The sequence below is a fragment of the Janthinobacterium sp. NKUCC08_JDC genome (genome assembly GCF_019345575.1).
Classification (GTDB): domain Bacteria; phylum Pseudomonadota; class Gammaproteobacteria; order Burkholderiales; family Burkholderiaceae_D; genus Janthinobacterium; species Janthinobacterium aestuarii.
Window position 1 is genome coordinate 200,480 of sequence record NZ_JAHKQW010000005.1, and the last position, 25,858, is coordinate 226,337.

The 25,858-nt window shown below is 52.8% G+C and carries 20 protein-coding genes and 1 pseudogene; 8 read left to right on the forward strand and 13 right to left on the reverse strand.

Features of this window, described 5'->3' with window-relative positions; genetic code table 11:
* The first annotated feature begins 87 nt into the window (after nucleotides 1-87).
* The 3 genes from KO538_RS15270 (at nucleotide 88) to KO538_RS15280 (ending at nucleotide 1,730) form a co-directional block, all read left to right on the forward strand.
* Nucleotides 88-345 (forward strand): hypothetical protein, encoded by a 258-nt coding sequence (locus tag KO538_RS15270; RefSeq protein WP_219328814.1) that lies wholly within the window; start codon nucleotides 88-90, stop codon nucleotides 343-345.
* 137 nt (nucleotides 346-482) lie between these two features.
* Nucleotides 483-872: a hypothetical protein gene (locus KO538_RS15275; RefSeq protein WP_219328815.1), complete on the forward strand. Its 390-nt coding sequence runs from the start codon at nucleotides 483-485 to the stop codon at nucleotides 870-872.
* Nucleotides 873-1,370: 498 nt separating this feature from the next.
* On the forward strand, nucleotides 1,371-1,730 hold the full coding sequence (locus KO538_RS15280; protein WP_219328816.1) for a hypothetical protein: 360 nt from the start codon (nucleotides 1,371-1,373) through the stop codon (nucleotides 1,728-1,730).
* 823 nt (nucleotides 1,731-2,553) lie between these two features.
* On the opposite strand, the gene KO538_RS15285 is transcribed toward KO538_RS15280, so the two are convergent.
* From KO538_RS15285 to KO538_RS15305, 5 genes are read right to left on the reverse strand one after another with little or no spacing between them, the layout of a single operon-like run.
* Nucleotides 2,554-3,267 carry an immunity 52 family protein gene (locus tag KO538_RS15285; RefSeq protein WP_219328817.1) on the reverse strand — a complete coding sequence of 238 codons (714 nt, stop codon included), beginning with the start codon at nucleotides 3,265-3,267 and terminating at the stop codon, nucleotides 2,554-2,556.
* Nucleotides 3,264-3,857: a restriction endonuclease fold toxin 5 domain-containing protein gene (locus KO538_RS15290; RefSeq protein WP_099419707.1), complete on the reverse strand. Its 594-nt coding sequence runs from the start codon at nucleotides 3,855-3,857 to the stop codon at nucleotides 3,264-3,266. The genes KO538_RS15285 and KO538_RS15290 overlap by 4 nt, the downstream gene beginning before the upstream one ends.
* Nucleotides 3,857-4,204, reverse strand: coding sequence for a hypothetical protein (locus tag KO538_RS15295; protein WP_219328818.1), 348 nt, complete (start codon nucleotides 4,202-4,204; stop codon nucleotides 3,857-3,859). The genes KO538_RS15290 and KO538_RS15295 overlap by 1 nt, the downstream gene beginning before the upstream one ends.
* Nucleotides 4,188-4,655: a DUF4123 domain-containing protein gene (locus KO538_RS15300; RefSeq protein WP_257620384.1), complete on the reverse strand. Its 468-nt coding sequence runs from the start codon at nucleotides 4,653-4,655 to the stop codon at nucleotides 4,188-4,190. The genes KO538_RS15295 and KO538_RS15300 overlap by 17 nt, the downstream gene beginning before the upstream one ends.
* A 41-nt stretch (nucleotides 4,656-4,696) precedes the next feature.
* Nucleotides 4,697-5,113, reverse strand: coding sequence for a PAAR domain-containing protein (locus KO538_RS15305; protein WP_099419705.1), 417 nt, complete (start codon nucleotides 5,111-5,113; stop codon nucleotides 4,697-4,699).
* 396 nt (nucleotides 5,114-5,509) lie between these two features.
* Between KO538_RS15305 and KO538_RS15310 the strand changes: the two genes are divergently transcribed.
* Complete coding sequence (locus KO538_RS15310) at nucleotides 5,510-7,168, forward strand: alpha-glucosidase (protein WP_307788896.1); 1,659 nt, start codon at nucleotides 5,510-5,512, stop codon at nucleotides 7,166-7,168.
* Between the two features lie 232 nt (nucleotides 7,169-7,400).
* Here KO538_RS15310 and KO538_RS15315 read toward each other — a convergent pair whose 3' ends face one another.
* The 6 genes from KO538_RS15315 to KO538_RS15340 all read right to left on the reverse strand — a co-directional run bounded on the left by KO538_RS15315 (nucleotide 7,401) and on the right by KO538_RS15340 (nucleotide 15,637).
* Complete coding sequence (locus tag KO538_RS15315; RefSeq protein WP_219328819.1) at nucleotides 7,401-9,215, reverse strand: hypothetical protein; 1,815 nt, start codon at nucleotides 9,213-9,215, stop codon at nucleotides 7,401-7,403.
* A 355-nt stretch (nucleotides 9,216-9,570) separates the two neighbouring features.
* Nucleotides 9,571-9,813, reverse strand: coding sequence for an entry exclusion lipoprotein TrbK (gene trbK, locus KO538_RS29760; RefSeq protein WP_219328820.1), 243 nt, complete (start codon nucleotides 9,811-9,813; stop codon nucleotides 9,571-9,573).
* Between the two features lie 203 nt (nucleotides 9,814-10,016).
* Nucleotides 10,017-10,859, reverse strand: a complete 843-nt coding sequence (locus KO538_RS15325; protein WP_219328821.1) for an HNH endonuclease signature motif containing protein — start codon at nucleotides 10,857-10,859, stop codon at nucleotides 10,017-10,019.
* A gap of 4 nt (nucleotides 10,860-10,863) precedes the next feature.
* Entirely contained in the window at nucleotides 10,864-12,486 is a 1,623-nt protein-coding gene (locus tag KO538_RS15330; protein ID WP_219328822.1) for an AAA family ATPase, read from the reverse strand.
* Nucleotides 12,487-12,563: 77 nt separating this feature from the next.
* Nucleotides 12,564-13,823 carry a YDG/SRA domain-containing protein gene (locus KO538_RS15335; protein ID WP_219328823.1) on the reverse strand — a complete coding sequence of 420 codons (1,260 nt, stop codon included), beginning with the start codon at nucleotides 13,821-13,823 and terminating at the stop codon, nucleotides 12,564-12,566.
* Between the two features lie 1,232 nt (nucleotides 13,824-15,055).
* Nucleotides 15,056-15,637: a hypothetical protein gene (locus KO538_RS15340; protein ID WP_219328824.1), complete on the reverse strand. Its 582-nt coding sequence runs from the start codon at nucleotides 15,635-15,637 to the stop codon at nucleotides 15,056-15,058.
* Nucleotides 15,638-15,733: 96 nt separating this feature from the next.
* On the opposite strand from KO538_RS15340, the gene KO538_RS15345 reads away from it, so the two are divergent.
* A protein-coding gene (locus tag KO538_RS15345) for an IS3 family transposase (RefSeq protein ID WP_139842406.1) occupies nucleotides 15,734-16,896 on the forward strand; the annotation gives its coding sequence in 2 pieces (ribosomal slippage) (nucleotides 15,734-15,989 and nucleotides 15,989-16,896; 1,164 coding nt in all).
* 54 nt (nucleotides 16,897-16,950) lie between these two features.
* Nucleotides 16,951-18,378 carry an LA2681 family HEPN domain-containing protein gene (locus KO538_RS15350; protein WP_219328825.1) on the forward strand — a complete coding sequence of 476 codons (1,428 nt, stop codon included), beginning with the start codon at nucleotides 16,951-16,953 and terminating at the stop codon, nucleotides 18,376-18,378.
* Between the two features lie 408 nt (nucleotides 18,379-18,786).
* Here the strand turns inward: KO538_RS15350 and KO538_RS15355 are convergent.
* Together KO538_RS15355 and KO538_RS15360 are read right to left on the reverse strand one after the other, a co-directional pair.
* A pseudogene (locus KO538_RS15355) lies at nucleotides 18,787-18,933 on the reverse strand (IS6 family transposase); the annotation flags it as partial.
* Between the two features lie 166 nt (nucleotides 18,934-19,099).
* On the reverse strand, nucleotides 19,100-20,953 hold the full coding sequence (locus tag KO538_RS15360; protein WP_219328826.1) for an ATP-binding protein: 1,854 nt from the start codon (nucleotides 20,951-20,953) through the stop codon (nucleotides 19,100-19,102).
* Between the two features lie 829 nt (nucleotides 20,954-21,782).
* Between KO538_RS15360 and KO538_RS15365 the strand changes: the two genes are divergently transcribed.
* A complete protein-coding gene (locus KO538_RS15365; protein WP_219328827.1) occupies nucleotides 21,783-22,160 on the forward strand; it encodes a hypothetical protein in 378 nt (125 codons plus the stop codon).
* A gap of 728 nt (nucleotides 22,161-22,888) precedes the next feature.
* Entirely contained in the window at nucleotides 22,889-25,834 is a 2,946-nt protein-coding gene (locus tag KO538_RS15370; RefSeq protein ID WP_374106855.1) for a TrlF family AAA-like ATPase, read from the forward strand.
* Nucleotides 25,835-25,858 lie beyond the last annotated feature (24 nt).

Below are 25,858 nucleotides of genomic sequence, written 5' to 3' on the forward strand. Positions count from 1 at the left end.
TCACCCTGACAACCTGCCATGTTGCCCCGAACGGCCGGGTTCGGCCAGTAACGGACATTCGCCGCCCGTGGCGAACTAGGGGAAATAATGAGTGATGCGCGCAGCATAGCAGGTCGGCAATACGAACTGCTATTCGGCAGTGATGTGATTCGGGACGGGGTGTTTCTCGAACTGTCAGAACTTGCCGATGGCGTGAGAGACATAATGGCTGAGGCATTCTTTTACGATGAGCTTGGTTACGTCGTCTTTAACGCGTATCGTTTAGAAATACCATACCCACTAATCATGTGGTTGTACGATGCTGTACTCAAAGAGGGCTGGCCACTCGATGAATATAAGTCTTGAGTGCATTTAAGACGTGCTTATTCGCGAACTTCGGCACTCGGCCAGAAACGGCCGCTGCCCATGCGTGTCCGCACCGGCCGAGCTGCCATAAATCGTTTTGCAGCCATGCTCAACAAACTTTCTAAGACACAAAATACATGCCAATTACAGCGAAACCCTTTGGCTGCCAGGAGCAATTCGACTGGGGAGCAGACATCCACTCGGTTGCCTACGATGGTGGTTTGTCGATACGTGTCCTTCGAAACCGCAACACGGATGATGGGGTCGAGGTCACATTTACCCATGTTGACGGATTCAGGCTTCTTGATGAAGTCCCACTAGCAGAGTACTGGATCGGTGAAGGCTTTCCTTCGGGTTATCCAGTCCTTGAGGTGTTCGATGGTGGTTGGGCGAAGGAAGAAGACGAGCGGCTCGGCTATACTCAGTCGCTACGCGAGTGGCTGATTGTGACAGCTGGTGCTTGCGTAAGCGTTTTCTCGAAGCACGAACCAGAGATTCATGACGCCATCTGGCCTGCCAAGATTTAGCCACACTGACACGAGGTGGCCACCTTCAATCGTCAAGGCTGCGGTCACCCATTCGTATGTCTGCTATGGGGCGGAAGCGGACGGTACCGTTGAATCGCCGCCAGTAGCTTAGACTTTCCTGATCCATGGTTCTTGAAGGATGAAAAACCGATGAATCGTGTTGAGGCTTAGGTGTCCTGCGAAGCACCGGGTGCGCGACCTCGTAGCTGCCTGATCCAACGACGAGAGCGGGTCTGGGTCTATCTCCCCCTGCCCTGCAGAGACTCATGCCGCGCACTAGTAAAAGCTACTTGAGCTTCGGCGGGCTCCGGCAAGATATCTTCCGTGGCTAACCCCCTTGCAACGTTAATCTCGGGTTTCGCGGGGCGCGGAGAAATCGTTACGAGTTCTTTTTCTCATCATTCCATTCTGCAATGATGCATTTAAGTTAAAGTGTTGCGTTGAAAGATTGAGTCCACAGCCTGAAGCGGACATTGCACGACCAGTATCTATAACCCTATGACAAACGACGAACCGCTCAGCAATTCGGATCTCATTGCGTATCACAAGGCGACCGGCTGCCCCGTCATGACGGCAAAGACAGCATTATTATCAATGGATTCCTTGTTGCGGTCGAGAGTACTTAAGGCTGCACTAAACCAATCTGGAAAGAGCAAGTTGTACGACCCAATCGAAGATGAACCAGCGCTGTGGGAGAAAATTCGCGCTGCGAAGGAGGAAGCGGAAATCGTTGCTGGACCAGTAGCCAATCGTGGTCATTGTCACCGAATATGGGTTGAGCAAGAACGTATCTTGACTGCACAGGGAATAGTCTGGTTCTCTCCAGCCGTAATGAATCCCTGGATGGTCTTTGATTAAAGCCGTGGTTCGCTCGGGTATGACTGCTTTGGGGGCGGAAGCTGGCGGTGCTATTGGGGTAAATCGCCGCAGGTACCTACGACATTCCTGGCCCATCTATCTTGACTGATGAAAAGCCGATGGAACGTGTTGGGCATGGGCGTCCTGCCAAGCACCTGATGCGTAATCTCGTAGCTGCCTGATCCAACGACGAGATCGGGTATGACCTGCCTATCTCCCCTGCCCTGCACAGGCTCCTACCGCGCGCTAGCAAAATGGCCTTCCCTAGCCATAACTGCCGGCGAAGGATGGCATAGCTGACCGAAGCAGCAGAGCGTCTGCTTTTGCGGGCTATGACGGCACAGTTGGCTACGATAAACTAGCCCGTCTTCTGCTTCGTGCGCTCGGCCAGATCGGGGACTTTGCGCGCTGGCGGTGGAGTTGGCGTCACGTGCGTCCCAGCATTACATCTGGCGGCATCACGTCAAAATAACGGCTTGCCCGGGCCGCTTAATGAATCGCCACCAGTAGCTTAGACTCAACGGTGATAATACGGATTATCACGGAAGGACAGGCACATCCGATGCGCTACTGCGCGCGTTATTGCGGCTTGCCGAGCGTCTGGCCGGTATCGAGTCCCCGACTGGTGCTCGTTCAGCCCCTTAGTGCCGCCCCCCCTTCCCTGTTGCTGACCGACAGACGAGGCCTCACCGCCGCCAGATACACTGGCCAGCACCGAACGGCTCTGCGCGGCGACCAGCGGCGTGCTCGCCGCAGTGATGGGTCATCTCGCGTAGGTAGTTCTGGTCCGCCTATGACAATCTGGCCCAAAGGTCGACGTCGTTCAAAGGTCTTCGTATCGAGGCAACAAGTCCTGATCGACCAATCTGATTTCAATGGCATTGGCTATTTTGACATGCTCCAGATTCTCCTCAGAGAACGGTGCGTCGATGACACTGACGATGATCGTGCCAATCTGCTGGTTGTCGGCCCCCAGCACCGGCACCAGTGCGCGAGCCTCGGGTACTTGCTGAACGTTGAGTACCCTTGGCAGATACAGCATCCAGCCGATTCCTGGACGGTCTTTGAAAACCTTTTTGTCAAAGTAGCCTGCCGATTCAACCGTCACGACGGTGGGACGCCAGACTGCTACGGACTTAAGAACGAGCTCTTTGACGAGTTGCCAATCTTTCGCGAACGCGCCAGGCTTTGCACGCAGCACCATCATGCTTGTTTCCGGCATCAGGCGTCCAACGTATTGAACCGACGCGCCTTCGCTGCCGTCGCGACCATTCCACATGCTCACGATGCGCGGATCCACATCGTGCTTCAACGACTCGGTCAACGCCGCAATGGCGGCTGTGGTGGGGCCATCTTGGTCAAAGACTTCGTAAAGAAGTGCTTCCGCTTTTTTGTTCCCTTTGAGAAACCACCCATTTAATATTGGTGAACATGCTAGCAGCTCAGGAACAAGTCCTTGCAGTTCACCCAGCATCGTCTTGACGTCAAGCGCGCCGGCGTGACGGAATATTGCGGTAAATTCGTAGGGACGTTTCATGGATTGAATACCGTTTCGATTGGAAGGCGCATTACCACGAGCGCTTTTGAGAAAAACCGATAGCTCTTAGATTGCATGAAGTACCAGCGGAGTTGAACTGGTGGCATCGGCTTCGCGACGCCAGATTGTCTGGATGCCTCAGCCAACAGCGCCCCGTCACCGTTCCACCACTCCTGCGGATCGCCGTCATCGTCAAAAAATTGATCATACTTCGCTTTGGCTTCCTTGAGGAGACACTGACTAGAATCAAAACCGTCGAATGTCACGCCGTTGAACATCCATTCGGTAATAAAGCCCGGTCCGACCGGCAAACCGGCGATGCGTTGCTGATAAGCAATTGCCGTTTTAGACCATCCCGCCGTGGGTCGGTTGAAAGGCGTGCCCGTATCCGGAGGACATTTCTTGCATTTTTCCTTGGTCGTGTTAGTTCGTGCATCTGTACGCGCGATCGGCGTGATCCTAGCCTTATCAGCTTCTTTTTGGCGCTCGAGCGCCTGCTCGCCAGCAGCACCGGCCACTGCGCCGACACCCAGCACGACGAGAACGCGGGCCGCCACTGCCTCAATTGCCGTTATGGCCAGAGCTGCCATCAGTACGTCCTTTCGAGTTTCTTGTTCAATACCGCAAGCATGTCGTCGAGCCGTTGTTCCGGTCTGGCGCCGGGCTTGCGCAGGTGAGAATCGAACAGCTGGTCGTCACATATGCCGGGTGCATCCGCCGCCAGGTACATCAGGCGTACAATGTGCGGCGCGGACGTGAAGCCGATACGAAACGCGTAGTCATGCGCTGCCTGCATGCGGTCTTGCACTGCAGCGTGACTAAGCCGGTCCTGCATGTCTGGACGGTTGCCTATGAACTGGGCGCACACTGCGATCACGAACTGGCGTGTGTCGCGCGCTTCGAGTTCTTCCCACTGGGCTTCACTGAGCTTGAGCATGCCGCCTACCGATCCATGTCCGTTGGCCCCGGTGTAGCAGATGCCATTCATGAATGTAACCAAAGAATTTTTCACGCTGTCCAGGCTCCAGCACTTCGGCCAAGCTGACCAACACACGCGGATCCCAGAAGCGCAGCAGCGCGGTGCGCCCGTCTGGCAATACCGTGTCGAGGTTCAACTGCAACAGCTGCGCCAGACCGGCGATGTTTTGCGGTGCGATCAGCCAGGTGACGGCGGGGAGCGCTTGCTCCAATGACGCCAATGCTTCAAGCAAAGCGTCACCGGCTTGTTCTGCGTCGACCAACCATGGCCCGGCATGGGCCAAGGCCGCATCCGGAGTACCCGTGAACAGGGAGTGGCAACCCTCGCGCGTCGTCAAGGACGTGCCGAGTTGCGCGCGATACTGCGCGCCATCGACTAAGGCATAAAGCCTCAACGCAGGCGTGGTCAAGTGTAGCTGCACCAGGCGCGTTACCACATCGATAGGCGCCGTCACTCGCGCACCACGGTCGCACTGCCGACAGTCGCCGCCTTGAGCAAGCAATCAAGACATATACCCGACGTCGTGCTCGATGCGATCAGGGCTGTGTTGCTTAAGGCCTCGGCCTTGTCGTCGGCAGCAGGATCTCCGATTGACGATTCGTTCGCCCAAGTCGTCGTGATTTGACCTGACAGCAACTTTGCACCGCACGCGGTCGAATCCATGTGACGCGCATAACCGTTGCCACCGCCGTCTACCAGGTCGCTCGGCCCGGACGCGATGGGGAACGTGCCCTTACACTTGGGGCATACAGTCATGTCGCCGAAGCGCGCTACGTTCTTGCCATTGATGTCGACCGTGAGATCGGCGCTGATAACCGTGCCACCATGACTGGTCTTGTCGCCCATGACAATGAGAGGTCTGCTCAAATGATGCTCCTGAATGGGTGCTGCAACGCGATAAGTTGCATTTATAGCATATTTCCCATATATGTTAGATACGCACGATTCAAAATGAATAATAATGCGGTTGGATCGGAGCGCAATGAGCTTTTCTTTGTTCTAAATACGAATTGGGACTGTGATGCCGATGTAAAAGGTAGACTGAATCGCCACCAGTACCTTAGATTCTCCTGATCCATGGTTCTCGGACGATGAAAACCCATGGATCGTGTTTGGAGCCTGGGTGTCCTGCCAGGCCCCTGGCTTGCGATCTCGTAGCTGCCTGATACAACGACGAGATCGGGTCTGCCCTCCCCCTGGCGATCCCTTGGCACGTTGCAAGACAGTGCCCCCAATCCATAAGCGAGAAAGAAAATCAAAATCATGTTGGATAAAAAATGGTGGCATAACGTCGTCGTGTATCAGATCTACCCACGTAGTTTTCAAGACAGCAATCACGATGGGGTCGGTGATCTGGCCGGCATCATCGGCAGACTGGACTACCTGCAACATCTGGGAATCAACCTGATCTGGCTGTCGCCGGTGTACCGGTCGCCGATGGACGATAACGGCTATGACATCTCCGACTATCAGGATATCGCCGCTGAATTCGGCACATTGGCCGAGATGGAGCAGTTGATCGCAGAGGCGGCCAAGCGCGACATCCGTATCCTGATGGATCTTGTGGTCAACCACACCTCTGACGAGCATGCTTGGTTCGTCGAGGCGAAGAAGTCCAAGGATAGCCCCTACCGTGACTACTACATCTGGCGCAATGCAGGCGCCGATGGCTCCCCGCCCGACCAGCAACGTTCGTATTTTGGCGGGAGCGCATGGGAATACGATGCCGCCAGCGGTGAATATTACTTCCATCTGTTCTCGAAACGACAACCGGACCTGAACTGGGAAAATCCCCGAGTACAGGAAGAGGTGCATCGCATGATGAACTGGTGGCTGGACAAGGGCATCGGCGGCTTCCGCATGGATGTGATCGATCTCATCGGCAAACAGGTCGACCAGCAGATTATCGCCAACGGCGCACAACTGCACCCGCTGCTGCAGCAAATGCACCAGGCGACCTTGGCGGCACGCGATGTAGTGACGGTGGGCGAGACGTGGAGCGCCACCCCGGAGATCGCCAAGCTGTATTCAGACCCGGCGCGTCAGGAGCTGTCGATGGTCTTCCAGTTTGAGCACATCACCATGACCCACGATGCCAAGGAGGGAAAATGGAAGCCGCGGCCGTTCGATCTGATCGAATTCAAGCAGATCATCAGTAAGTGGCAGACCGAGCTGGCCGATGCCGGGTGGAATTCACTGTTCTGGAATAACCACGACCTGCCGCGCGCCGTATCCAAATACGGCGATCCCGGCCGCTATCGGGTCGAGTCGGCCAAGATGCTGGCCACCGCGCTACATTTTCTCAAGGGCACCCCTTACGTCTATCAAGGCGAGGAAATAGGCATGACCAATGTCCGTTTCGATTCCATCGACGACTATCGCGACATCGAATCGCTCAACCTCTACCACGAACGCACGGCCGCCGGCGTGTCACCGGAAACGATGATGGCCGGCATCCACGCCAACGGACGGGACAATGCACGCACCCCCATGCAGTGGGACAGCACACACAACGCCGGCTTCAGTAATGGCACGCCATGGCTAAAGCTGAATCCAAACTACCGCGAGATCAACGTCGCGGCCGCGCTGGAACAACCCGATTCGGTCTTCTTCCACTACCAGAAGCTGATCGAACTGCGTAAGGACTGGGACGTCATGGTTTACGGAAAATACCTGCCGTTGCTGGAGCAGCACCCGCAGGTGTTCGCCTATCGGCGCAGCTTGGGAAGCCAACAGCTGGTTGTCGTCAACAACTTCTCCGGCGAACACGTCGAACTGGATCTGCCTGCAACGCTGCACGGCATTGCCGGGCAAGGCTTAATCAGCAACTATGCCCAGCGTGACAGTTGGACCGACCACCTCAGCCTGCAGCCATACGAATCGTTTGCTATCGCTTATATGTGTGAGGCGGGGTGCGGGTAAAGCATTGTTGTCCAATCACCCGGTCAACCTCGTCAGCCACTTCCCTCCCTGGAGCTGCGCCGCACAGCCTGCGTCGGCTTGAAACCACGCCACTTCGCAGCGGTGTGATGCAATCGTCAACCAAATCGGCGCCAGGCTCAAGACAGATTACCCTTACGCTTATCGAAAAATCAGCAGACCTCACAATGCTCCGTGCTCGAATTCTGAGCGCTTTGTTTGTGTGATGATTCTCCTAGTCAAGCAAATCACCCGAAGAGAATTGACCATTCTTGACACGAAGCAGCACACGCTGATCCTCCGAAAGCAACTTATGCAATTTCTTGGCATGGGTCGGAGCGCTTCGCATAACGTCATCCAGCGCCGCCAACTGTGCGGCGAACCCATTCATCTGATCAGCGCTAGTCGAAAACAGCCGCGAGTTAGTCAACTCCAACTGAGCACTATATATTTGCCGGAACTTTTCTGCATCGACAGCTAGCGGTTCCAGACTGTCCAAAACCTTCATTGCCTCGGCACGGTAGCGCGTCAACGGTACGCCCATATGAAGTAACGCATAACTGACAATACGTAACTGGGCCACCTGCACTAAGCTTTGTGCCCAAACCTCCATCTTGGCAAGGCTTTCCAATAACGCCGTTCTGGAGGCGCCTGGGCTAAACAGGTTTCCCGTTTCCACCTGATTGGCTTTGATCGCCTCATCCTTCATCTTGTCCTGAAAATATTGCTCTAACTCGACCATATCAACTTGCCGGTCTTCCAAATGAGCAAGTGCATTCGCACTAATTCCCTCCTGGGGAAAATGATCCAACAGACTCTGCACATACTTCACTAAGGCGGTAAGTTTGTGCCGTTTCGAGTTTTCCATGTCAGCTTGGATATCATCCAATTGTCGTTTGATGGCTGTCAGCTTCTCACTGATATCGTGCAGGTGTTTCTGTCCCACGGCGGAAGATACAATATTCCACACCGCACCACTGACCATGACGTTCTGCAGTTTCTCAGGCTCTGACAAAAAAGCGTGTTCTTTTATGCGCCCCGCCTCAGTAACCCAAGCCCGCGCTGTGCCTTCGTTCTTGCCCGCCGTCAGCGCCTCAAAGGGTATGCTGCAAAGCACGTAGGTGCCATTTTGCTGCTCAGCCAAAGCTGCGAGGCCAGGAATATTCGCAAGCAATGGATTGAGTTTGCTTACCTGCTCTGAGGGCATTGCCCTTCCCGCCGACAGCGGTGCGCCTTCGAACACGCTAATTTTCATTAGGCTGCGGCCGTTTTCGTCGGTCATTACCAGATCCCGCAAAGCGGCAGCTTGGTAGGCTGGCGTGTCTTGCTGGGAAGTCAGCTCGGACGGTGTAAGCAAGTCCGCCTCCTGACGTAACCTTATCCACCCAATTTGTGCGATGAAAGGTACCGTGACGCGGTATGCCTCCGAAACGGCGCTATGAATTCCGATGCCCGCCGTCGCGAGTATACCAACCGGGTTCAATCGCGAGCCGATGCTCAACGCGGAAATTATAGCGGCACTATTTACTGCCGACAATCCTACAGATGCACCTTTAGCATCCGTCCCTAGTGCGTTACTTATCGAGAACACACCAGCCAATACCGTCACGCTGGTACTTCTTTCGTAGCGTTCTTTCGCAGGCAGATCACGCCAGTTGGCACCGAACAAAGCCAAGGCTAGCTCGCGCTCCTTTTGCTCCACTGACTTCGTTTCCGGAGACTTGCCGTTGAGCTTTTTGTATACATCATCCACCACTTCACTGTAAGGGACCGCAGCTTTTCCACGGTAACGCCGCATCAGATTCATAGCAGAGTTTCCGCCAAATTGCTGTAATTCCGCACCCAGCAATTTAAGCAGCTTCGAATGATATCGATCAGGTAAAGGAGAGTGCTTGGCAAAAACCAGCTCTTTTTTTAGTTCTGTATCGAGACCGGCTCGCCCCCTTCCGAAGTCCGTCACCACATCCACAAGTAGATCTACTTCCTCGGCTTTCGCAGTTCGCAAAGTGGCCATCAACGTTTCATCGAACACTAATTTATCTTCTGACATTATTTTCTTCCAATTTGGTGAGGTACAGCCGCTTCTGGAATCGACCGTATGACTAGCCCCGTTTCGACCAACATGGGCAAATGTCCTGTTTCATTGTTTCGCATGAAGGTTGCAAGCGCCGGATTGCAGGCAAGCCGGGTAACAGAGCCTCAAGCAGCGTGCCAAAAGCTAGCTCATAGCCATTGAAGCACGCACAGAGCGTGGCAATTTGCATCCGGCCTGTAAAGTTGTGTGCGCTGCCGAATCCCTCTGTGTTGACGCGAACCACGTTCGTGCGGCACATCTCAGTGCTCACCTCAGCACAAATCGGATTTGTTCCTTCTTTGGCGCGGTTTTTAGTCCGTACGGATTTCCGTCAATAAGATCGTTGTCCACTCGGCTCAAATTTTTGCCATGGGGCGCGTGCGCAGGTACTACCAGCGTGTTGACGTTTGGCCTCGTCAGCGATAGCCTTGATACGTGTCACGCTATCTGGTGCTTCGCAGAACACCCGCCACTCATCGTCAGTTGCTGGCTCTTTATATGAATCGCACGCCGCTAAGCAGGTGAGCATAACTACAGCTGTAACCTTCCATCCCATTTTTCTCATCACTATCATTGTTTTCCTTTCTCTAAACCATACGAAGGTAAAGCGGAACCGGTTGATTTGTCGGCTTTTCCGACAACGCGGCTTGTTGGTGAATACCTCGAAAAGAAAATTTTGGTTATTTCTTCACTCATGAGAGCCGATTTTTGGATTCCGCTTGACAATTTTTAGCGTAATCACAAATAGTAAAATTTTCCTTTAACCATAAGGATAAGTTAGTCGATAAGACCAAGAGCGGTTTTGAAACCGCCACTGCAGAACTCCTCACAAGCAGATAAGCCCCGCATCACAGCGACTCTCCAGTCGTTGATGCCGAATCGTTTACCGAGAGCCACAGCGTTTGATTCACAGAAGCGGCTTAGTCCGGCGCTGCCGCTCAGTTCAAAAGTGGAAACAATTGGAAATTGAAGTTCACCCAGAAAGATGTTGACTTGCTTTTCATATCGAGTTTGCAAGTCAAATTCCACTAAGTGGTGAGCTAATCGTGAATAGATATCATCAGACATTCCATCACACTGTGCAATTGAGAAAAGGATCCGAAGTCCACCATTATCGGGACGCATTTGCACCTCTGCACGTAAGAAATCCAGTTTTGTTAGGTCTTCCAGATAAACATGGATCTGCTGCTTTTTGGCATCTTCCACAGGTTTTTTGGGTTTTCCACGATTGCATGTGGCACAGCAGGGTACAAGATTCAACGGGAAAATAGAAAAAAGTCTGAAGTGCGCACGTTGCAGAAGATGGTCAAGATCTTCGACCGGGCCAAACCCACAATAGGGGCAGGTCTCTGCTAATAGTTTCAGGCTTGACCTTGTATGTGCGAGTCTACGCCCATCCTGCATCATGCTGTACGCGTCATGCATACGGATGTGCAGCGCCTGATCAACGTCAGTTCCAAGTAGCACAGGATACGGTCGGCCACCGAGTTGCTTATACGCGAGGTACTTCGCTAATACAATAGCCCGGTCAGCGGTCGGAAGGCTTCCCTCGGCTATTGGAAACGCTGCATCAAGAAGCTCACCATGATCTTCAATCGGTAGGGCTGATAAGTTCCACATCGCTTTAGCTCTCCGAATCTCTTGGCATGCGCGATAATACATAAGCGCGGCCCTGCTGACTCATGATGCCGTCTTTAAAGAGGTTCTCAATTTTCTCCATATCTTTGAACTTCGTAATCAGGAGGTCAAGAGCTCGGTGAAAGTCTGTAGCGTTGCTCTCCATACCAAATACTTGCGAAGTAATAAGGCCGATGCTTTCGCCAAATGTCTCGATGGATACGGGTGATATAGTAGTCAAATCTCCTTCTCGCCGAACAACATGAACGTGGCGAGCGAGAGATTCTTGTACGACTACTGGAGAGTGGGTCGCAACAAGAGCGGTTGACCCAAAGTGCTCTAAAATAGAGCGCAATGCATGCATCATTGCAGATAGAAGTGGAGGGTGAAGGTGGGTTTCTGGTTCGTCAAAAAGTACAAGAGAGTTGGGCTCCATGTTTGCTACCAAACCGAAAACAACTAGTAGAGTGATTTTATGGCCAGTGCTGCAATTATGAAACCACTTCATTACTTCAGCCTCAGATAAGCCTGTTGCTGACTGAGCCCAATCTTCTCTGAATAGTCCTACTTCAAGGCGAGATAATGCAGCCTTCAATACACTGTCGCGCCTCCTTTTTAAAATTTTCTCCCTAAACCGTGCGAACTCTTGGCTAAGCTGAGAAATTGACTTCAGGCGAGTTTGATCGACGCGATCATCAAGCTGGCTGAACTGGCGGACAGGCGATTGATCGGTGGATGGATCGAATTGTTCGACTTCGGCAGAAAAATCACGTAAGCCAATGAACACAAAACGTCCATTCCCCATCTCCATATCTTTTGCAATTTGAAAGCGATTTCTATCGTCTGAGCCGGGTAATTTGAAACAATCAAAAGGTGAAAAAGCAACCGTCACGATACGTGGATACCCTATTCCCTTCGGCTCTAAATTTCCAAGATCGGAAAGTGGTGTGTTTTCACGTTCGCTTGGTGAGCCAAACGCGACGCGTGCAAGTCGCGCAAGTAAGGTGCTCTTACCTGACCCATTACGCCCAACTACAACATTTATTCGCTCTGGCAGCGCCTTCCCGAGGTACGAAAACGGTTCGTCGGATGCAGTACTTACATTGAGTGCCGCGTTCCATCCTGACATTCGAAACGTAAATGATTGCTGGTCTTCCGGAACTTTTGAATAATGTCCACTTACCAGTCCATGGGCAAGAAGCCTGAATCGTTCCCCTTGGTCCACTTGGTCGCGAAAGAGTGATATCGTCCAGCCGGGTTCGGTAGAAAATTCGGCGCGCAGTTGAGGTAGTTCAACTACGTCACGTAGAGCTTGCAGTGCTCTAGTCCCAATTTCTCCAAGTTGTCTTAAGCGCTCGTAATAATCCAGGCTGTTTCCGACGGAGCAAAAATCATTACTCAGCTCTTCAAAATTTAATGAAATCTGCAACCCGTCATTCTTGGTTTGTCCTCGCTTTAGAATTTTTACTGAGCCAATATGAATTGTATTCTTTTCTTCATTTTGATATGACAAAATATATTGTGTCATAAAATGATGATCGTTCCAATTGTCCTGCTCCAATACGAATCCTGGTCCAGCAATAGAAATTTTGGTTCGCGCTGGCGTAACATTAAAAAAAATAGGTTGCATGATTTTTCTTTTTTTGGAAATGACTTTTTTGGCTAGAGGCAACTTTAATGATTAATTAAAAATCCGAGGCAGTCTATTTATTCTTCCTTAGTATAGCTAGAATATTTTTCGCGATGAAATGCCAGATGCTTGATGTCGATACGATGGCCGGGCCGGATTGAAAGACTGCCCTCAATGCCAATTAGTGAGCGGTCGTCTTCGATTGAAAAAGCGCCAAAGTCAAACATGACATGATGGTTCGGACATAAGCAAAGAATGTTGTCCGAAGTATCAGGCCCATTGTGCGGTGCTCCTAGCGGACGAATGTGTGCTGCTTCGGCGTAAGGTCCCGTGGCGGTCATTATTCGTGTGCCGCACACCTGACAAGCATGCCCGTAATGCATTTTTACATTTTTTGCTTGTTTAGTATCTCTCACAATACGCTGCACGGTCTGAGATTTACGAACAGGATTCGAATTCTCGCCAGTCGGCAACCCTTCGGTGCCAACACCTGAGATTTCTGACGGTACAGCTTCAGCCTGCAATTTCACTAGCCGATATCGCCAAATTTTAAATCCTGCTTTGCCGATTTCATGCCAATGACTATCGACACGAAACAACCCATCATAGCGATACCCACTGGGTGGAGAAAAAGAATTATTCTTATCTGGTCCTCGAACGACGCGTACTGGAAATCCCTCCATCTCACTGACGACGAGGGCAAGGTTCCCGACCAGCATTTCTTGATCCTTGACCTGCTTCCCATTCAGCTGCCCTCCATGGCCGGTATATACGACTTCGTCGCCGAGGTCTTGATCATCTTCATAGCCGCCGGAGATAACGATGGAGTCAGCGCCCTCCTTGGCTGCACCGGAGATCCCAGCCTGAGTCGGTCGATGCACCTTTGCGGAACTGAGTGCGATTCGACTGTCAAAGGTTGAGCCAACTGGCATCCCTGGAATCTCTCCAAAAAAACGCTCGCCAATCATATTGGATCGGGCAGGATCAACATGTACTGAGGCGCGCTTAAAATTCCCCTTCTTATCAAAAAGAACACCGTAATCTATATCGATCGCAGCTTCAGCTTTAGAAAGTAGGTGCGAATCTAACAGGTCACCGAAAAGAACCTGCACTTGCTTGTCAGCTCCATCCTTCTGAAGGCCAAAGCGTCGAAATATATAACGAGAGAAACGAACCAGTTTGTCTTGGGGAGTGGCAACCACACAAATATCACCCGCAACTATTTTTGTTAACGCTTTGGCTTGGTTTCCCGTGGTGTCGAGGTCATAGAATGCCTCAGCCCCGAAAAGCTCGTTGTGCAGCCGGTTTTCAGAATTGTTGAAGTAGTGGGTGGTCATGCTCTTCCGATTAGTTTGAAAATTTGAACACTATTTCATTGCACAATATCAGAAAAGTCGGATCTTATTATCGGAATTTTGTTCATGGTATTAGAGGCAATAGGATAGTGAGCACATTACGGTTTCCGTCCGTCGCCTCAGTTTCATCGCACTAATCACCCTCGAGTCAGCATCTTTTGGGCAATGATGCCGAAAACTAGAGCAATCGACATGAGGCGCGAGATTCCCAGCGAACGTTGCGGTGATCTGTAGCCACCGGTACGCAGCCTATGGGCTGAGCTACCGTCGATCTTGGGGATCCACGAGTAGATGCTCGCTGATAGTGTCAATGCTCATGTGCTGACGCAAAGCCAACGGTCATGTCACGGATTAGGATGGGAGTGATCAGGTACCGAAAGTGAAAAATGAGGCCCCTATGCTCGCTAGCATTTGTCATCATTAGTTCAGGATGCGAGGTCAGCGAAGGTTGGGTACGGGATAATTTGATTGGACGAGATAGTTTCGCCGTCACCGCCCGCTACGGCTCCCCCGTCAGCTATCGACATGAAGATGACCTTCTGCAGCTCAACTATGGGAGCGAAACGTCCGACTGCAAGATCATTATGCTGGTGGACGAGGCGCAGCGGGTCGTGGGCTGGTTCAGCACTGGCGCTAGATGCGCTGAGCTATCGGGAAAAACGGGCCCTCGGTAATTCTGACTGCTGAGGAGCCGTGCCCCCTTCCTTCTGGCGCATAGAGGGGGCTTATGGAGCCTATGTGACCGCCAAAGATAGAAAACTATAGGCGCCTTACGTTATACATACTTACACTTTGCTAGACATCGATAGATTCTCTTCCCTAGATGTCAGGAAGATAGCGGCGGGCTTTGTTGAGCCGTTGGGCGTCCTACCAGGCCCTTGGTGGTGACGATATTGTTGCCAGATCCAACGACGAGAGCATCGATGGGTTGCCTCCTGCCCTTCTCTGCAACGGTTAGTATCTCGCCGTCACGCCTGTTCCGGGGCGGGAGCCTCGATCAGTACTAACGACCGGCCGTTTTGGTTACACTCTATCCTATCGCCGCCAGGGCATTCATGCTGGCGCGGTGAGATCGGCTTGGGGAGCCGATCTTGGGACGAGATATCTTCATGTACGAGATCAACGATTGTGACAAGGGGCAACTCGAAAACAAAATCGATGTTTGCTACGCTCTGAGCGCTTCACTCGATCCATCGAATGGATCGTTGAATCACCTAAAGGACTACGCTCGTAAGAGGAGCTTTGTGAAAAATCTGATTTACTATTCGATTTACGTCCAAGACCATACTTGCACCAAGGTTGTCCATGATGCCGTTGCCATGCGCCAAGGCATTTCTATATTGAGGGAAAACTTTACCCAAGACTTCGACATACTGTTCTACCGCGGTTAAATCAATGTATGTAAACCCTGTCTCTGGATTGAATACTTGCTGTTGCAGGCGTGAATGGCCGAGTGTTTCGTCGTCTGTGATCCACTTCTTGTCAATCGCGCGTTGCATAGCATCGTGTAACCCTCGAACTCTGCCCGTAATGCATTCGGCCTCGCTGCGCAGTCTCACAGCCAGTTCTATAGCCGAAAATGCTGTCTGTGCTGCAACCATGTTGAATGGGTAGTGAAAGCAGGAATAGATAACAAGGTTTTTCGCGGTCATCAAGAGGCGCTGCACTCTTTCGGGCACAGCCACAGCGATTTCAACTGACGACATGAGCGCATGTCGCTCATGTACATCCCAGCCAAACATAAGGGCTCGAATATCCAATTCGACTAAATTGTCAGGGTTGACTAGTTCTTCCATTATCTTTCCCAGTAAATAATTGAACAACAGCTTGTAGTGGTTTAATGTACCCGGACACTGATTTAGGCGAGAATGCTCGCCACAGAGAGGTGTTTGATGAGCAAGCAAAGACGTACGTTTTCCCCTGAATTCAAACAGCAGGCAGCATGCTTGGTGCTGGATCAAGGATACAGCCACGTGGAGGCAAGCCGGTCGGTCGGCATCGGCGAATCAGTGCTGCGCCGCTGGGTGCAGCAGCTTCAGTTAGAGCGGCATGGCATCACGCCACAGAGTAAGGCAATGACGCCTGATCAGCAGCGAATACAGGAACTCGAAGCACGCATTGAGCGTCTCGAGCGGGAGAAGTCTATTTTAAAAAAGGCTACCGCGCTCTTGATGTCGGAAGGGATAGAACGTACGAGGTAATCGATCAGATTTGTGGTGACGAATCAATCGAGTTGATCTGCGCGGTGTTCGACGTAGCGCGGTCATGCCTGTATGCATATCGGGAGCGCGCCCGGCACATTGATGTTGAGCGCATGGCATTGCGTAGCCGCGTGCACGAGCTGTTCGTCGAGAGTCGCAGTTCGGCGGGAAGCCGCAGTATCATGGGCATGATGCGCGAGGAAGGCACGGCAATTGGCCGCTTCAAAGTCAGTCGTTTGATGGAAGAGTTGGGGCTGGTCTGCAAACAACCTGGCAGCCATGCCTATAAGCAGGCTACGGTGGAGCGGGTCGATATTCCAAACCACCTCAATCGTGAATTCACAGTGGCGGCGCCAAATCAGGTCTGGTGCGGGGACATCACCTATGTCTGGGCGCAAGGCCGATGGTATTACTTGGCAGTGGTGTTGGATTTGTTCGCTCGCCGAGCGGTGGGCTGGGCATTCTCGCTACGACCCGACGCTGACCTTGTTGTGCAAGCGCTGGAAATGGCTTACGAGCAGCGAGGTCGACCACAGGGCCTACTGTTGCATTCGGATCAAGGTAGCCAGTACGCCAGTCGAAAATTCCGTCAGCGCTTATGGCGCTATCGGATACGACAGAGCATGAGCCGGCGGGGAAATTGCTGGGATAACTCCCCGATGGAACGGCTGTTCCGCAGCTTCAAAACGGAATGGCTGCCGTCAACTGGTTACATGACGGCACAGGAAGCACAACGGGACATTAGCCATTACCTGATGCACCGGTATAACTGGATACGGCCACATCAGTTCAACCAGGGACTGGCACCGGCCGTCGCCGAAGAAAAACTTAACGTAGTGTCCGGGATGGGTTGACCACTACAAAAACAGGCCCGCCAGATCAATCTCGATACGGTCGGGCGTTCGAATATGATGGTTCTGCGAGCAGCAATTTTAGTGGATGGTGGGGCGATTTCTCAACAGCAGGATGCAATTGAGGAGGGCATAGTACTGCTTCGTGAACTTCATAGCCAGTTCCCTAATCCGGATATTACATACAATCTAGCAAATGGCCTAGTCGCCTTGGCCGGTTTTCCGCCTGGCGACGCTGGTTGGTTAGATCATCAGGAGTGCACGAGCGCGCTGCGTGCAGAGGCCCGGCGTTGTTTTTGGTCTGTAGCGCAGGATGCGAAAGCCGAGACATCACTGCGAACGCAAGCATGGACTAACCTCGGTAACCAGTTCAGCAATAGTTATCGGCTTGGAGAAGCCCAAGATGCTTGGCGTGCCGCGTTAGAACTCGATCCAGAGAACGGCGTGGCGGCAAGCGCTGCAGCTAGGAATTTACTATGGTTTTATGAGCAAGGTGGCTGTTCAGAGCTTACGCTTATTGAAGCCGCCATGTTGGCTAAAATTGCAGACAAGTCTAAGAATCGAGTTCGAGAATATGCTGGTGAGCACGCCACAGAGTGGATCGCTGCATTCGCTAATTCGTTTGACGATCCCCCGGCACGATCGCAGAACACCGATCCATTCATCAGTTGGGTTGAGCGAGAGCGCTTAACGCTCGCCCCTGTCGTAGAATTGGTCGATCCTGCTTTAGGGAAGCTGGACTGGCTGATGCTTCCTGGAATATTTGAGCGTGAAGCGAACATGCTCGGAATGCCACCGCCCGTATTTGCCATGTTCAATGTCCTGAAGAGCGATTTTATTCTTGCGAGGGACCTAGCATGGCGATCGATCGGCGACACTGTATGGCCGACAACGGGACGATTTGGCGATACCCTTGATTATGCTACCTATGGTCCGGATGCATCTGCGCTTGTCTTGGCCCATCGTACCGCGCTTGATCTACTTGATAAGGTCGCTGTTACAGCGAATCATTACTTCGATCTGGGCCGTGCGCCAGATAAGGTCTATTTTGGCAAGTTATGGAGGGGCAACTCCGATAAATCGACTGGCTTGCGTCCGCTTACCGGGCAGGTTGACAAAACGATTCGCGGAAACGTTGGTGCCCTTTACGGCCTTGTGGAGCTTGCCGATGACTATGACGGGAGCACTGGCATCCTTCGTTCTCAGAAGGACCTGCGAAATGCCGGCACGCACCGCTTTGTGGTACTGCATGACCTCGGCGATCCGGCGAAAAGCAGGCAGGCCCCGGAAGTTGAACATCACGGGCGGGAACATTTCACTCGCGAGGTGCTACGCGCTTTACGTGTCGCCCGGTCGGCAATTCAAATGCTTGCTCTCTCGATTTCGCAGCACGAACTTGGGCTGGCTCAACGGAAACCAGGCATTATCGGACAACTAATTGTCCCTGATTACGACTGGATTCGAAGAGGTGATGCGGAAAAATAATGTCACCCAGCGGCGATTTAAGTAAATCGCCACATTGGTATCCACCGGTAGCTAGTATTCTTGTTCAATAAGTATTGGCAGAGACGACCTTGATGGGCCGTGTTGAGAGCTTAGGCATCCTGCCAAACACCTGTCGGACGGTAATCTTGTTACCTGGTCCACCGACGAGATCGGGTCTAGGTCGATCTCCCCTGCCCTGTACAGGCTCCTACCGCGCACTAGCAAAACCTGCTTGAGCTTCGACGGGTTGCACTAAACACTTTGCGACGTTGTAGCAGAGGTTTTGCGGGGCGCCGACTTTGACTTGGTACGTCGCCGCGCCGGTGGTTTGTGGTTCGCCGCCACGGCCGAAACAGACGTGCAATTAAGAGCCATTTTTTCGATGAACGGCAGCAAACGGACTGCTCATCGGTTGATCGACGAATGGTCGAGCGATACGCCGCGCTCCTCCATCATTTCCTCGATATGGACGTAGCTCAGCGGGTAGGCCGTATACCAGCGGATGCAGACCACGATGACTTCGGTCGAGAAAAGCATTCCTTTGATGTCGAGCATAGTGGGTCAGTGTTCGGCGTTGCACCCTACCTGATCGTTCTCCGGCGGTTTGTTATTGCGACAGAACCCGTTTCTTTCGGTTCCACATGATATCGCTAATATCCAGTTCGGACTGCAACAACTCACGGAATATTTAAGTAAAAGAGGGGCACCTTCAACTTCCGTTTTATTCAGCTTTATCTGGAAACGCCGGCTCGATCGATTGAGACGTAGACTGGCCGTTCGCATGTGTCACGGGCGCAGCCAAAAGACGCTGCAGAGTTTCACGAACCTCAACTGCTAAAAACTTTGGATAATCAATGATGACGGACAGCATTTCTTTCTTGAGCGCGTCATCACCTTGGCCTTTTCTCAGCGCCATTAGTTGCGGGAAGACTTCCATGAGCTTCGTCTCATACTGGTGCCCCTGATGGTACAGAAATGCGTTAGGATAGTTGATCGCATACCCGTTAATAAGGCGAACCTGAGTGATCTCCCCCCCAGTCAGGCTTAGTTTACCGAGCACATGGTCAACGATGGCTTGCACGTCCGATTCCATCAGCGATATACCTCGAAGATACGACCTTGCCCCCTGGATGCCGAAATCTGCAAACTGCATCTTATTAATTTTGATTAACGCAAGGGCAACGAAGATCGGATCAAGCACGTAATTATCGATTGCGTATCGTTTGCCGCTCCCGAACACCTCGATGAACTTGACCTCGCCTGATTTGTTGACCATGTCGAAATCGATGATGCCGTATACTGGTTCGGCTCCCGCTTTTTCCAGTTTCTTGACGATATCGATGACATCGCTACAGTTCGACGTGCCCGAATGAGGGGCCAAGAAACATGGCGCGTAGAAAAAATCGGTCGAGTCGCGTAACGCCGCGACCAGTCCTTCGTAGTAAGAAACGTCGTATCTGCTCTCTACAAATATCGGACGGCGTTCCTCGTATCGAACACTCAACGCTGGGACACCGCCCAGTAAGATCTCTAGCGCTCGCTCGCGGCTGACCTGCATTGGAGTCCCCCCGGACTCGCGGTCCATAATGTGAACTGAAGTTTCCGGCACCAAAGCTACCGTGATCGGCGAATGCGTCGTCATGATGACCCGTGCACCGGTCTTGTCGACTAAAACGTCCTTCAAAATTGTGACATATTTCTTCACAAATGACGGATGAAGGTGTGAGTCGGGCTCATCGAGCAGAAGCAACTTGTATTTGCTGTTCCCGTGGTCCGAGGTATAGTGCAGAAACACCATCGCGACAATGACTTTTTCGCCTGCCGAGAGGTCGTTTGGGGAAATTTTCAATTGCTTAGATGTATCGTACAAGCACAACTTATAGTCGATGGTCATGCTAAAAACGGACGGAGACGGCGCCTCAGGCTCTTCTGCACGAAACGGAAGACCTGCTACCTCGAACACCTGGTTGAGCAAGTCCCAAGGAGCAACTCCGAATTGATCGACAATCAGCTCGTCCGACATCTTCCGATAACGCGCCTCGGCCTGGAACACTGCGTACGACAAAAACAGCAGGGCCAAATTCGGGTTCTGTCCAGCGAGGTGTCCATTGGAAACGATGGAGGGAGTCAGCCGTTCCCGGAACTCCGCCATAGGCGGTGCCTCGTATTTAATTTCATTGTATATTCCTCTCGTCTCACGGAATCCTCTATACAACGTTTGCGATGACCTCCACGCTCCTCTCGGTTCAATCGTCGGTCGATTATAGAGCGAGTCAATCTGTTCTTCTAGGTCGCGCAAGCTCGCTGATACCTTAAATTCTATATTTTTGGCGGCCGCGACATACAATACATCACCTGACGCAAGCGGAAATCCACTGATCTCGGCTGGCCTCGTGCCGCTCCGGTCAGTGTCTTGTTCAATGTTGTATCCCAGTGAGGCGGCAATTAGCTCTAGAAGATGGGTCTTGCCCGAGCCATTCACGCCGGTAATCACCGCGAATGCTGGGATGTTCTGCCAATGGACATCCTTCAATGACTTGAAATTACGAAGAGAGCGAATAGAAATCGAAGACATATTGGCAATGCAAGGAAGTGGATTGGCACCTCTTGCGCTTGAGCACAAGCAGGACGGAAATGTACACGCCCGTAGCGGCGAACAAAAATAGACCCGACAATGCTACAGTAGGTTGGAGTTTTCTCACGGAAATTTCTTTAACCAGCTTCGTCGGTCGCCTTGTCGGGCCGCTTAATCCGCCAACCTCATCATCTGTACGCGCAGGCCACAGTGTCCTGCCAGGCACCAGGCGTGCGATCTCGTAGCGGCCTGATCCAACGACCAGATGGGGTCTGGCCTGCCTATCCCCTGCCCTCCACAGTCTCGTGCCGCACTCGAGCTCAAGCTGTCCTTCCCTCGCCATAGCGGACGGCGAAAGATGGTTTACCCGATCGAGGCAGCAGCAGAGCGCCTGCTTTTGCGCGCGATAGCGGCACAGTTGGCTACGATAAACTAGCCCGTCTTCTCCTTCGGGCGCTCGGCCAGATCGGGGACTTTGCGCGCTGGAGGTGGAGTTGCGCTCACGGCTGACGCGACATGGCACTTGGCGGCAGCACGCCAAAACAGAAGCTTGCCGTGGTCGCTTAACCTCTACTTTTAGCGCGCTCTAAAAATGGGGGGATTACCGGTGGGCTCATGCATTAACGTTCCTATGGCAAAATGCCTTGCGACGGCAATCTCGGGTTCTGCGGGGCGCGGGCTACCGACTCTAGTTATCTTTCGCATAATTTCTGATCTGCAACGATGCATTTAAGTTAAAGTGTTGCGTTGACCGATTGAATCCGCAACAGCAACCGGCCATACGCGGTCTTCTATCCCATCCTGAAAAAACACAAGGTACTCTGAAAAAATGGATAAGCTCACTGTAGTTTTGGTCGATCCACCAGATGAAGAAGCCGCGTCAGTTACTCTGCGCAGCGAGCAAGGTGAGCTCGTCGTGTTTTGTCATCCTTGCAGCTTAAAGGCCGGCGACGTTATCGAAAATCGCCTATCGGTACTGGATGCCGATGTCCACGCCACGTACCTGACTGACTGGCCAGAAAGCGAAAAAGAGGCAATGTCTACGGAGTGGATTGAACATACCGGACATTACGCGTACCGGGGGCGTGGGCGGGTGATCGAACAAGGAGAGGGACTGATCGAGGTGCGGGGCTTCATTATCGACATGGGTGCAGTATGCGTCGGGCACGTCGATTTCGAAATCAGTCGCCTTGATTTAAGTATCTAAATATCTTTGGCGGCGAGCTTTGATCTATTACATTGAAAGATTATGCTTTTGCGCGGAATGAATCGCCACGACCATTGTAGACTCTCCTGATCCATAATTCCTGAGAAAGAAGAACCGATAATCATGCTGAGGCCTGGGTTTCCTGCCAGGCTGCTGGCACGCGATCCCGTAGCTGCTTGATCCACCGACGAGATCGAGTCTGGGTCTATCTCCCCTGCCCTGTACGGGCTCCTACCGCGCGCTAGCAAAAGCTGGCCGTCCCTAGCCATAACTGCCGGCGAAGGATGGCATAGCTGGCCGAGGCAACAGCAAAGTGCCGGCTTCTGAACGCTGTAAGGGCATAGTTGCTTGCGTCGAACTCATGCACGGGATGCGCAAGGGCTAGCTTGCAATTGATCACACAGTGATGACACCGTTCACCGACCAATTTTATGCGCTGGTACGACAGGTCCGTCCAATTTGAGGACATAAGTGCCATTCTGGAAAAATTTCGCCCTCTGACCAACAACGCGACAGAACCACCGTCAGTATTCCTGTGGTTATGAAAAAGTTGGCCCGGCTGATCGTGCATATCTATTGCGGCGGCCACAGCCATGCCCTATGCATTGTGCTGACCAGGGAGTCGCTGGCTATCTGCGGAACATTCTTCCGCAAAAGAAAATGCTTGCCAAACACGCAATAACCGGCAATATTACCGGCTGTCAATCCTTACTCGCGAGCGCAGCCGAATGGAGAACTTCAAGGATTCAAACTACCCCCGAGGATCGGAATGGCGACGGTGGGATCTGCACATCCATACGCCAGAAAGTAAGTTGGGTACATCGTTTCCTAGCATTGACTGGGAAGAATACGTGACGGCGCTCGAAGAGGCGGCTCTCGCAAACGGCATTGCAGTGGTCGGGATTACGGACTACATGTCTATAGACGGTTACGAGAAAGCATTGGAATCGAAGGCTCATCCCACCAATCCACGCCTCGGAGCCATTGCCCTGCTCATTCCAAACATCGAACTGCGCGTCCTTCCCGCAACGAAGGATAGCAAGGCACTCAACGTTCATGTCCTCGTCGACCCGACGGCTCCCGATCACGTGGACAGGATCAAGCGGGCCATGCGGCAGCTTCGAGTCAAGTACAACGGGGAAACTTACGGTTGCTGCAGGGACGAGCTCATCGAGTTCGCCAGAAAGCAGCAAGCCAATCTGGAAGATGAAGAAGTGGCCTATAAGTTCGGCATTGAGCAATTCAAGCCGTCGTACGAGGCCATTGCGGAATGGATCGCCAGTGAGAAATGGCTCAGGGAGAACTGCTTGATTGGCGTGGCCAACGGCAAAGACGGGATTAGCGGATTGCCCGCCGACGGCTTTTCCGCGACGAGGGACGAGCTCCTGAAATTGGCTCATTTCGTATTTTCGGGGAACCCGAAGGATCGCGAATACTACTTAGGGAAAAAATCCGGCGTGCCGGTCGGAGAAATCGTGCGTCAATATGGCTCCCTAAAGCCATGCCTTCACGGCTCAGACGCGCACTCAGTCGCCACGCTTTTCAAGCCCGATGAGAACAGGTATTGTTGGATTAAGGGTGACCCGACCTTCGAAGGGTTGCGCCAAGTATTGTGGGAGCCAGAGGCGCGCGTTGCGGTCGGTGCCTCTAAGCCTGAGCAGTCGGACAGGAGCCGCGTAATATCCGAACTCCGCATCCCGTCGAAAAACTCGTGGTTTGCCCAATCCGCCATCCAACTTAACCCTGGGCTGGTGGCCATAATCGGGGAGAAAGGGTCCGGTAAGACCGCCGTCGCCGACCTGATCGCTTTCGCGGCCGGTGCCTACAACGCGAAGGAGTCCCAGTCTTCCTTTATCGCGAAAGGCCGTTTGCACCTTAACGGCATCGAGACGTGTTTGGCATGGGAAGCGGGAGATCCGACCAGTGCGACCCTAACTGGAAGTCCTTACCGAGCGCAGCGCCCCCTTGTCCGCTATCTGTCGCAGGACTTTGTCGAACAGCTCTGCAGCAACGACCATGATGGCCACGAGCTTCAGCAGGCGATAGAAGAAGTCGTCTTTGCGCATCTGGACGAAGGTAGCAAAGAGGGGTTCTCCTCGTTCGCTGAATTGCGCGCGTCGAGGGAATTCGCATCCCAATCCCAGAGAGACACGATCCGGGGAGAGCTTGCCGCGACCCATCGCGAAATCGAGCGGATCATGCAGTCAATCGCACAGATACCTGCCAAGGCCGCCCTTAAGGAACAGGCCGAGAGGCGCGTCGAAGAACTTAAGAAACAGTTGCCAGAAGTCGAGGCGCTTGCAGACCAGACCATCCTCGAAAAGCTCGAAAAGGAAAAAGCCGAGGCCCTGTCTCTCGAGAAGCTGATAGCCGAGAAATCCCGGCAGAGACGGGCGATTGATGACATGGCGAAAGCTTACGCGCTCATCAAGGAACGCACAGGGAAACTGATCGACGAGTTGGCAGAGTCAGCCAAGGGTATCCCTCAATTGGCCCCAATGCTTGAAGCCGGACTCCATCCCGTATGGAACGATAGTATAGAGCTTAGCCTTGCGGGCGTGGCCGAAGCGCTGGAAGCGGAAATAAGTGCGTTAAAAGGGCCGGCCGAAGGAGCTCTTCCGGAAGGCGTGTCTCTCGCGTCCAGAGCAGCGCGAATCAAGGGGCTGCAAGACTCCCTTTCCAAGGACGAGCAGAACCGTAAGCGCCTTTTGGACTTGCAGAAGCAAGTAGCTGACCAGGATGCAGCTATCGTGCGCATAACGAAGGAGATATCTGAGCTAGAAGGCAAATCAAAGAAGCAACTCCTCGCCAAGCAAGTCGAACGGAACGAACTGTACGAGAGCTACTTCGCGGCCTTAGAGGAGGATGGAAAAGGACTGAGGGAACTCTACGCGCCGATGAAAAGCCAACTAGGTTCACTCGGCTCGAAAATGCAGTTCGAACTATCTGCCGGCTATCGCGTGGACACCAAGGGATGGCTCGAAAAGGCTTCGAGATTTTACGATGGCAGAAAGTCCACGGCTTCTATCCTCAAGGATGTCGTGGAGAAATTCTCCCTCGATACCCTGGCCCCAGCTTGGAAAACCGGTGAAAAGGCAAAAATCGCGGCGGCGTTCACCCAGTTCCACGACCTCATAGCGCCCGACTCGTTCATAGCCTTGCAAGCGACACCGAGCCTCAAACTTCTGGACCTGTTCGATTGGATGTACTCAACCGACCACGTGGACATCAGCTACAAGATCCTTTATGGGGGCACTGAACTCGAATACCTGTCCCCAGGCACGCGCGGAATCGCGCTCCTCGTGCTGTACCTCCTAATGGATGAAGACGACCGGCGTCCGCTGATCATCGATCAGCCGGAAGGCAATCTTGACAACTCGTCCATCTACGCGCAGCTCGTGCCGTACATCAGGGCAGCAAAGGAGAAGCGACAGATCATCCTTGTCACCCACAACCCAAACCTCGTCGTGGCCACCGACGCAGAACAGGTCATCGTGGCGACAGCGGAAAGGCCGACGACCCAGCCTTACCCAAGGATCACCTATCGCAGCGGCTCGTTAGAGCACGCGTACAGCGACGAGTCGTCGGGAATACGACAGGCAGTCTGTACGCTTTTGGAAGGCGGTAAGCGGGCCTTCAAGGAACGAGAGGGCCGGTACTCAATCAAGGCCTGAGAGGAGATTCGCGCATAATGTCAT

Coding starts and splice junctions, on each gene's coding strand:
- KO538_RS15295 (WP_219328818.1), bottom strand. CDS start 4,204: ATGCTCAAGCTCAGTGAAGCCCAGTGGGAAGAACTCGAAGCGCGCGAC.
- KO538_RS15340 (WP_219328824.1), bottom strand. CDS start 15,637: ATGGAAGAACTAGTCAACCCTGACAATTTAGTCGAATTGGATATTCGA.
- KO538_RS15365 (WP_219328827.1), top strand. CDS start 21,783: ATGGATAAGCTCACTGTAGTTTTGGTCGATCCACCAGATGAAGAAGCC.
- KO538_RS15280 (WP_219328816.1), top strand. CDS start 1,371: ATGACAAACGACGAACCGCTCAGCAATTCGGATCTCATTGCGTATCAC.
- KO538_RS15350 (WP_219328825.1), top strand. CDS start 16,951: ATGATGGTTCTGCGAGCAGCAATTTTAGTGGATGGTGGGGCGATTTCT.
- KO538_RS15360 (WP_219328826.1), bottom strand. CDS start 20,953: ATGTCTTCGATTTCTATTCGCTCTCTTCGTAATTTCAAGTCATTGAAG.
- KO538_RS15335 (WP_219328823.1), bottom strand. CDS start 13,823: ATGACCACCCACTACTTCAACAATTCTGAAAACCGGCTGCACAACGAG.
- KO538_RS15290 (WP_099419707.1), bottom strand. CDS start 3,857: ATGGCAGCTCTGGCCATAACGGCAATTGAGGCAGTGGCGGCCCGCGTT.
- KO538_RS15370 (WP_374106855.1), top strand. CDS start 22,889: ATGGAGAACTTCAAGGATTCAAACTACCCCCGAGGATCGGAATGGCGA.
- KO538_RS15325 (WP_219328821.1), bottom strand. CDS start 10,859: ATGTGGAACTTATCAGCCCTACCGATTGAAGATCATGGTGAGCTTCTT.
- trbK (WP_219328820.1), bottom strand. CDS start 9,813: ATGATAGTGATGAGAAAAATGGGATGGAAGGTTACAGCTGTAGTTATG.
- KO538_RS15330 (WP_219328822.1), bottom strand. CDS start 12,486: ATGCAACCTATTTTTTTTAATGTTACGCCAGCGCGAACCAAAATTTCT.
- KO538_RS15310 (WP_307788896.1), top strand. CDS start 5,510: ATGTTGGATAAAAAATGGTGGCATAACGTCGTCGTGTATCAGATCTAC.
- KO538_RS15315 (WP_219328819.1), bottom strand. CDS start 9,215: ATGTCAGAAGATAAATTAGTGTTCGATGAAACGTTGATGGCCACTTTG.
- KO538_RS15270 (WP_219328814.1), top strand. CDS start 88: ATGAGTGATGCGCGCAGCATAGCAGGTCGGCAATACGAACTGCTATTC.
- KO538_RS15275 (WP_219328815.1), top strand. CDS start 483: ATGCCAATTACAGCGAAACCCTTTGGCTGCCAGGAGCAATTCGACTGG.
- KO538_RS15285 (WP_219328817.1), bottom strand. CDS start 3,267: ATGAAACGTCCCTACGAATTTACCGCAATATTCCGTCACGCCGGCGCG.